This is a genomic window from Rhizobium sp. PEPV16 (assembly GCF_008919455.1).
Lineage (GTDB): Bacteria > Pseudomonadota > Alphaproteobacteria > Rhizobiales > Rhizobiaceae > Rhizobium > Rhizobium leguminosarum_Q.
In genome coordinates this window covers 1-7,984 of the sequence record NZ_VSZV01000249.1, presented here as the reverse complement: position 1 = coordinate 7,984, position 7,984 = coordinate 1, and the positions used below count along the sequence as shown (strand labels likewise).

Annotated in this window: 6 protein-coding genes and 1 pseudogene; 5 read left to right on the top strand and 2 right to left on the bottom strand. The window is 60.9% G+C overall.

The window, feature by feature from the left end; translation table 11 throughout:
- Nucleotides 1-88: 88 nt before the first annotated feature.
- The 3 genes from FY112_RS09455 (at nt 89) to FY112_RS09445 (ending at nt 3,369) form a co-directional block, all read left to right on the top strand.
- A complete protein-coding gene (locus tag FY112_RS09455; RefSeq protein ID WP_003540725.1) occupies nt 89-436 on the top strand; it encodes a DMT family protein in 348 nt (115 codons plus the stop codon).
- A gap of 121 nt (nt 437-557) precedes the next feature.
- Nucleotides 558-2,069 carry a DUF1800 domain-containing protein gene (locus FY112_RS09450; protein ID WP_151518256.1) on the top strand — a complete coding sequence of 504 codons (1,512 nt, stop codon included), beginning with the start codon at nt 558-560 and terminating at the stop codon, nt 2,067-2,069.
- A 115-nt stretch (nt 2,070-2,184) separates the two neighbouring features.
- Nucleotides 2,185-3,369: a DUF1501 domain-containing protein gene (locus tag FY112_RS09445; RefSeq protein ID WP_151518255.1), complete on the top strand. Its 1,185-nt coding sequence runs from the start codon at nt 2,185-2,187 to the stop codon at nt 3,367-3,369.
- A 165-nt stretch (nt 3,370-3,534) separates the two neighbouring features.
- Here the strand turns inward: FY112_RS09445 and FY112_RS09440 are convergent, their stop codons facing one another.
- Both FY112_RS09440 and FY112_RS09435 read right to left on the bottom strand, forming a co-directional pair.
- Complete coding sequence (locus FY112_RS09440; protein ID WP_131619703.1) at nt 3,535-4,122, bottom strand: hypothetical protein; 588 nt, start codon at nt 4,120-4,122, stop codon at nt 3,535-3,537.
- A gap of 19 nt (nt 4,123-4,141) precedes the next feature.
- Nucleotides 4,142-4,528 carry an acyl-CoA thioesterase gene (locus FY112_RS09435; protein ID WP_151518254.1) on the bottom strand — a complete coding sequence of 129 codons (387 nt, stop codon included), beginning with the start codon at nt 4,526-4,528 and terminating at the stop codon, nt 4,142-4,144.
- Between the two features lie 1,284 nt (nt 4,529-5,812).
- Here FY112_RS09435 and FY112_RS09430 point away from each other — a divergent pair.
- A complete protein-coding gene (locus tag FY112_RS09430) occupies nt 5,813-7,630 on the top strand; it encodes a methyl-accepting chemotaxis protein (protein ID WP_151518253.1) in 1,818 nt (605 codons plus the stop codon).
- A gap of 151 nt (nt 7,631-7,781) precedes the next feature.
- Nucleotides 7,782-7,984, top strand: a pseudogene (locus tag FY112_RS09425) (extensin); the annotation flags it as partial.

The following is a 7,984-nucleotide window of genomic DNA, read 5'->3' as shown; positions in this document are numbered from 1 at the left end:
GGGACTTGCGGCCGAAAAACGGCGTGATAGGTAGGGCCCGCCGGTATCTCGCCGGATCGACCGTTCCCTCCACAGCCCCGAGTTACCCATGCCGTTTTCTCCTGCCGCCGTCTGGCCCGTCGTCATGCTGTTTGCCTCCAACATTTTCATGACATTCGCCTGGTACGGGCATCTCAAGCACAAGAGCAGCGCGATCTTCCTCGCCATCATCGTCAGCTGGGGCATTGCCTTCTTCGAATATTGCCTGGCGGTGCCGGCCAACCGGATCGGTTCGGCGGTCTATACGACGGCGCAGCTGAAGACGATGCAGGAGGTGATCACGCTGATCGTCTTTGCCGGCTTCTCGATCTTCTGGCTCGGCGAGAACCTGACCTGGAACCATGCGATCGGCTTCGCCCTGATCGCAATCGGGGCATCCTTCATCTTCCGCGCATAAACTTTAGCCTTTTCAATAGATTACAAATTGTTCATGTCTGGATATCGCCGCATTTCCTACAGATTGCGGTCGCAATCAGCTGGCAGCCTGTCACCTTCTAGTGAATAGGAGGTGAGCGGTCATGAGCCTGTCTTTCCCGACGATGGCGGCGATCCGGTTCGGCTATGGTTTCCGGCCGGGCGAGGCGCCGCCGGATAGCAAGGACGATCTCATCGGCCAGCTGCGCATGGGGGTGGCGGCAACGCCGGATTTTCCCCTTGGCGGCCCCGACATGCGCCGCCAGGCAATTCTCAGCCTGCAGGCGCAGTTGAAGCAGATCCGGCAGGATGCCAAGACGGTGACCGACGATACGACGCAGCGCGATATGCGCAAAGGGGTCCAGCGCCAGGCGCAGCAGCAGTTTCAGCACGATGCGAACCTGCGGCTGATGCAGGCGGTGTTGTCGCCGTACGGCTTCTACGAGAGGCTTTCGACCTTCTGGACCGATCATTTCTCCACCAGCGCCAATAAGAGCCTGCCGATGCGCCTCATCGTGCCGCTCTACGAGGCCGAGGCGATCCGGCCGTTCATATCAGGCAGGTTCGGCGATCTCTTGCGCAATGCCACCGCCCATCCGGCCATGCTGATCTATCTCGACCAGGCGGATTCGCTTGGGCCGGATTCGCCCGGCGGCATGAAGCGCAACAAGGGGCTGAACGAAAATCTCGGCCGCGAACTGCTGGAGCTGCACACGCTCGGCGCCGGCAGCGGCTATAGCCAGGCGGATGTCACGGCGGCGGCCATGGTGCTGACGGGGCTCACCATCGACCGCAAGGATATGGACATCGCGTTCCGGCCGAATATTTCGGAGCCCGGGACACATGAGGTGCTTGGCATCGGCTATGGCGGGCGCAGGCGTTCGCGCGATGATTATCTCGACATGCTCGACGATCTGGCGCTCCACCCGAAGACAGCGGCGCATATCAGCCGCAAGCTCGCGGTGCATTTCATCGCCGACCAGCCTGACGAAGGCATGGTGTCCGAGATGGCCGAAGCCTGGAAGAAGACGGACGGCGATCTGACTGCCGTCTACACCGCCATGCTCGATCATCCCGCCGCCTGGCGCGACGAGGGCGCCAAGGCGCGCCAGCCCTTCGATTATATCGTCACCGGCCTGAGGGCGCTGAATGCGGGGCCGGTCAACGGCGTCGTCGGCAGCTTCCTGGCGGCAAACCAGCAGGGCACGGACGAGGGTGACATGGCGGCGAATACGCCCGGCATGGCTGGATCGCCGGTGACGACCGAACCCGCCGGCGAGGCAAGGGAGACGCGCCTCAAAGCCTTCCGGACGGCGCGGGCGCTGGGGCAGGGGGCACTCAGGCGCATGGGCCAGCCGACCTGGCTGCCGCCGAGCCCGGCCGGTTTCGAGGAAGGTTTCTCCGCCTGGATCACCGGCAGCCAGCTCGCCGAGCGGTTGGCCTGGGCAAGGCGGGCCGCAGCCCAGTTCGGCCGGGACGAGGATCCGCGCGAATTCCTGAAATCGACACTTGCCGATGCCGCCCGCGACGAGACGATCCGCGTGGTGTCGCAGGCGCCGAACAAGATCAGCGGGCTGACGCTGGTATTGGCATCGCCCGAATTCAATCGCCGCTAAGCAGACCTTCGTTGGCAAGCCAACGCTTCGTCTGCTTAGCTCCTTTGTTTTGTCGCAGGTTCTGGCCGGAAAACCGTTGGACACTTTTCCTGAACCTGCTTAGGAGGCCACGCCCATGACGCTGCCCATCAACCGGATTTCGCTATCGCGCCGCGGTTTTCTGACCTCTGCCTGCTGTCTTGCCGCTGCCCCCGTCTTCACGCCGGTCACCTTCGCGGCGATGCCGGGTGACAACCGTTTTGTCACCATCGTGCTGCGCGGCGCGATGGACGGGCTGGATCTGGTGCAGCCCTATGGCGATGCCGGCTTTGCGGCGCTCAGGCCGACACTGGCGCTTACGCCCGATACCGGGCTTCTCGATCTCGACGGGCATTTCGGCCTCAATCCGGCGGCCGCCGAGCTGCTGCCGCTCTGGAAAAGCCGCGAGCTCGCCTTCGTGCATGCGGTGTCGACGCCCTATCGCGACCAGCGCAGCCATTTCGACGGGCAGGACATGCTGGAATCCGGCGGCGAACATGTCGCCGAGGAAAAGACCGGATGGCTGACCCGGGCGCTTGCCGTCATTCCGCGCTCGGATGCGCGCAAGGCAATCGACATCAATACCTCGACGGAGCTGATCCTCTCCGGACCGAACAATGTCGACGTCTGGGCGTCGGATTCCAATCTGGCGCCGGCGCGCGACGAGATGCAGTTCCTGGCGCGGCTCTATGCCGGCGATCCGCCGTTCGCCGAGGCGCTTGCCGAGGCGACGCGGGCCAATAGCGCCTCGATGATGGTCGAGCCGGAGGGCCAGCGCGGCGCAAAGATCGCCGATGTGGCGGCGCTTGCGGCCAACATGCTGAAGGGCGATTACCGCATCGCCAGCTTCTCGATATCAGGCTGGGACACGCATATCGGCCAGGCCGGCCAGTTCAAACGACCGGTGCAGGACCTTTCGCAGGCGATCAATATGTTGAAGACCACGCTCGGGCCCGAGATCTGGGCAAAGACGGTGGTGCTTGCCATGACCGAGTTCGGCCGCACCGTGCGCCAGAATGGCTCAGCCGGCACCGACCACGGCACCGGCGGCTGCGCGCTGCTATCAGGCGGCGCCATCAACGGCGGCCGCATCCTCGGCCGTTGGCCGGGCATCGGCGACGGTCAACTGCTCGACGACCGCGATCTGATGCCAACCGCCGACGTGCGCGAGCTTGCGGCAGCGATGCTCTACCGGCAGTTCGATGTGAGTGCGGATGATTTGACCGGGAAGATCTTTCCGGGACTGGGGTTTGATAAAGGGTCGCAGTTTCTTAGGGTGTGAGCGGCGGGGCCGCGAATGCGCGGAGCGTAAGCGAAGGGCAAGAATAAGGTCCTCTCCTGGCTGGCCAAGGAGCTTGCCGCTTCCCGGCCCCTCGCATGGCTCAGGGCGTTCGACGTTTGCAATCGATTCACCGGATCGATTGCTCCCGCTTCGCGGGACCACGTCTCACCCCAGCACATCATAAAGCCTGAAGATGAAGCTGACTTGGTAGATCAGATTGGCGAGGATGAAGGCTGCGTGGAAGCGGCGGTTGGGGGTCCAGGCGGCGATGGCGCAGAGGAGGATGTAGATGATGTTGCGAGCTGGATATTCCCAGCCGAGCGAGAGGATGCGCTCATGGCCCTTGATCGCCGTGTCGAGGATATCGATGGCGTAGGTGAGGCCGAGGATGCCGAAGAACCATTTGCGCCGCGAGATGAAATATTCCTCGTAGCCGCCATATTCGTCGAGCGAGGCCGGAAAGAGCAGGGCGCAGAGCAGGAAGAACAGACTGCAGAAGCAGATGAGGAAGAGATAGATGCCGAAGCCGATCGCCGGCACCGCCTGCAGGCGATATTCCCACCACCAGATATGGATGATGAACAGGAACATCGACAGCGCCCAGCCGAGATGGATGGGATAGACCTTGGCCTTGGCGGGATGCTGGACGATGCCGGCAAGGCCGGTGAGTACTCTCGCGAGTGAAAGGCTGATGACCATGCCCATCACCACCTTGATGTGAAGGAAGACCTCCGGCGAGCTGACCGTTTCCATGCTTTCGATCCTTAGGCTGTCACTCCTCGAGGACTTGCTTGGGTTTGCCCTCTTCGTCGAGCGCCACCATGATGAAGGTGCCAGCTGTGACCTTTTCCATCTTGGCGTAACGTGCGCGGTGCGCCCAGGCTTCGACGCAGAGCGTGATCGAGGTGCGGCCGACACGGTCGATACCGGTATAGACAGACAAGGTGTCGCCGATCTTGACCGGCAGCTCGAAGGCCATCTCCTTGACGGCGGCGGTGACGACGCGGCCCTTGGCGCGCTCGGCAGCGCGGATGCCGGAGGCAAGGTCCATCTGCGCCATAACCCAGCCGCCGAAGATATCGCCGGCCGGATTGGCGTCACCGGGCATGGCAAGCGTCCTCAGCGTCAATTCGCCTCTCGGCTTGGCGGCATCGGTCATCAAGGGTTCTCCATCTGGTGCGGGCCATGGGCCGGCGATTCACTGCGAAGCACCCTAGTGCAAGGTCAACGCGTGTAAAAGGCGGGAAGGCTGGGCGTGGCCGGCCGGTGGCGGGGTGCACTTGTTTGGGTGAGTTGCCGTTGACCCGAAAGGTGCATACATAATGAGTTGCACTGTTGCCGCTTCTCGATTTCTCTTCTTGAGGAAGAAGTTCGCTGGTTATTGGATAATGACAAAGTTGCATGGAATAGAATATTGGGGTTTCTATATTGGGTTCGGCAATTTATAAGTTAATTGGTATATACTCATTGGTATTGATTTGGATTTCTTATGGATTAGTAGGATATCTATATTATCAATTCACAGGAATACACATCGAACTTAAAAATCAAAACTGCGATGCGAGCGCGTTTGGTATAGCGCTGATCTGGTTCATGATTTCGGGAATTTCGCTGTTGCTTCATGTGGTAACGGGATATCTATATTACTCTTCTAGAGGAGAAGGCCCACATGGGCCTGTTCCTAAGCCTGGACAGAGGCCAAAATCTGATGTCAAGCGGTGCATTCCTTACGTATCGGATTGGGGGCTAGCGATATGCTTGTTCTTCCCATTCGCGCTTTCCTTTCCAAGGTGCTAAGCCAGCAATCTCACATCGCAATCTCGTTTCGCTTTCAGCGGCAGCCTGGTTCGCGCGCTCCAGCTCGTGCCAATGCGATGCCAAAGCACGAGCCGCATGGATAGCCTTTGACTTTCAAAAAATATCAGGCGAGATTTCGCAATGTCGAGCGTTATAGCGGAGCAATGAGTGTATTCGGACTTAGGTGTCTACGTGTTGCTCTGCGTAATCGCGGTCTCGGTGGCAGCTCATTTTTCCACGCTCCGGAGCGGTCGCTGGCAGATACAGACTCGTTTCTCCGGGCAGCGATCTGAGCTTCGCCGGAGCGAGCATCCGATTTTATTCTGGCTGCTCACCTTCTTATTCTTCTGCGGGGTTCCGCGTCTCATGGGCGGCCTGTTGGCAGAAGGTGGTTTGGCTGTCAAAGCTGCTGAATCGTGCTGTGTAGCGGAGCAAGGCGTCTCGAGGTTGCCTGCGGCAGGCCGGCGGTGGTAAAAATATGGCGGCTCGCGCCGATTTAAATCTCATTTGATTTCAATTGGTTGAATTTCGCGACCGCCGCCTTCCCTTACGTTATTTAACGCGACTCTAATTAAGCTTTACGCTCCAGTAATTCCGGCAATTCAGAATGCGATCGATCTCAAATATAAGAATCGCCGGGAACCTCATGCGCAACGTCAAGATTTCCACCCGACTTTACTGCCTCGTCGCATTCACGCTTGCCGTGCTTGCGGCGACGATGGTCTTCTTTCTGAACTATTCCTATTCCGAGCTGGAAGCGGAGCGGAAGGCGGGGCTGGCGCAGATGGATGCGACGGCGCTCGGCATCTTCGACAAATATTACAAGATGGAGCAGGCGGGCACGATGACCCGCGAACAGGCGCAGGCGGCCGCCAAGGATGTGATCGGCGCGATGCGCTACGGCGCCGACGGCTATTTCTGGATCAATGACATGCATCCCAAAATGGTGATGCACCCGATCAAGCCGGCGCTTGATGGTACGGATATCTCGCAGATGAAGGACCCGACCGGCAAATTCCTGTTCGTCGAGTTCGTCAACAAGGTGAAGAAGGACGGCAAGGGTTTTGTCGACTATCTCTGGCCGAAGCCGGGCGCCGATGAGCCGGTGCTGAAATATTCCTATGTCGCCGGGTTCGAGCCATGGGGCTGGATCGTCGGCACCGGTGTCTACGCGGATGATCTTGCCGCGCTCTATCGCCAGAACGCGATGTGGGCCGCACTGCTCTGCCTGTTTGGCGGCGCCGCCACGATTGCCATCGCTTATGCCATCGTGCGCAGCGTGACAGTGCCGATCGCCCGGCTGAAAGCGGCGATGAATGCGATTGCGGCCGAAGAAGCATCGGTGGAGATCGCCGGCAGCGACCGTCGCGACGAGATTGGCCAGATGGCCAAGGTGCTGCTGGTGCTGCGCGATTCCGTCGACGAGCGTAGCGCGCTGCGCGGGCGGGAAGACGAAAGACAGCAGCAGATCGAGGAAGAGCGCCGCGGCAACGAGGCAAGCCTGCGTTCCGCCTCCGAACGGCAGAACCGCGCGATGCAGGCGCTTGGCGTCGGCCTGGAGAAGCTTGCGGGCGGTGACCTGACGGTTGCGATCGGCGATATCGGCGAGGATTACGCCAAGTTGAGGGGCGATTTCAACGCCGCCGTCGACGCGCTGAACGGCGTCATCCATGCGATCGCCGAATCGAGCCGCGTCGTCAACGACAGCGCTTCCGACATCAGCGAGGCGACCGGCAATCTGTCGAAGCGGACGGAGCAGCAGGCAGCCGCACTCGAAGAAACGGCGGCAGCGCTCGACGAGATCACCGCGACGGTCAAGACCGCATCCGAACGGGCGAACGAGGCGCGCGAGATGGTGGCCGAGACCAAGGCGAGTGCCGGAAAATCCGGCGAGATCGTCCGCAATGCGGTGACGGCGATGGGCCGGATCGAGGATTCGTCCAACCGCATCGGTCAGATCATCTCGGTCATCGACGAAATCGCTTTCCAGACGAACCTTCTGGCGCTGAATGCCGGCGTCGAGGCTGCGCGGGCGGGCGAGGCGGGCCGCGGCTTTGCCGTTGTCGCCCAGGAAGTGCGCGAACTCGCCCAGCGGTCCGCCAACGCGGCCAAGGAGATCAAGGAGCTGATCAGCCGGTCAGCAACTGAGGTCCAGGGCGGGGTGGCGCTGGTGCGCTCGACGGGCGAGGCGCTGCTGGAAATCGAGGCACTGGTCAACCAGGTCAACGATCACGTCGCCTCGATCGCGACGGCGGCGCGCGAGCAGTCGACCGGGTTGAACGAGATCAACGGTTCCGTCAATCACATGGACCAGATGACGCAGCAGAATGCCGCGATGGTCGAGGAGACGACGGCGGCAAGCCGCACGCTTGCCGACGAGAGCACTCAGCTGAAGACGCTGCTTTCGAATTTCCGCCTGCGCGGGGAGCCGCCGCCAGTGGCCCGATACACACGGGCAGCGTGAGAAAACGGAGAGATCAAAGGCCGGGAAACCGGCCTTTTTCATTTCCGTCGCGTTCAGATTGTGCCGGTAAGTTTTCATTCACCGTTTTTAATTAAAATTGGAGTGAGTTTTTTCGGTCACTGCCCAGCCAGCCTGTGGAAGCGATAAGAGTATGGCGTTTGTTTCCTTTCCTCGGCGATCCCTTTTGCCCTTGCTGCTTTCGGCGGCGCTGACGACCTGTTCGATCAGTGATGGGCTGGTGCCGCCGGCCAATGTCGACAACGGCACCAGGGTCAGCTCGATCTCGCCGTCGCGGGGGGCAGCGCGCATGGCCCCTGCCGTGCGCATGGCGCCGGTGGAGAGCCAGGCCTCCTA

What these genes read in the sequence shown, in the direction of transcription:
- FY112_RS09455 (WP_003540725.1), top strand. Translation starts at nt 89, where the DNA reads ATGCCGTTTTCTCCTGCCGCCGTCTGGCCCGTCGTCATGCTGTTTGCC.
- FY112_RS09450 (WP_151518256.1), top strand. Translation starts at nt 558, where the DNA reads ATGAGCCTGTCTTTCCCGACGATGGCGGCGATCCGGTTCGGCTATGGT.
- FY112_RS09445 (WP_151518255.1), top strand. Translation starts at nt 2,185, where the DNA reads ATGACGCTGCCCATCAACCGGATTTCGCTATCGCGCCGCGGTTTTCTG.
- FY112_RS09440 (WP_131619703.1), bottom strand. Translation starts at nt 4,122, where the DNA reads ATGGAAACGGTCAGCTCGCCGGAGGTCTTCCTTCACATCAAGGTGGTG.
- FY112_RS09435 (WP_151518254.1), bottom strand. Translation starts at nt 4,528, where the DNA reads ATGACCGATGCCGCCAAGCCGAGAGGCGAATTGACGCTGAGGACGCTT.
- FY112_RS09430 (WP_151518253.1), top strand. Translation starts at nt 5,813, where the DNA reads ATGCGCAACGTCAAGATTTCCACCCGACTTTACTGCCTCGTCGCATTC.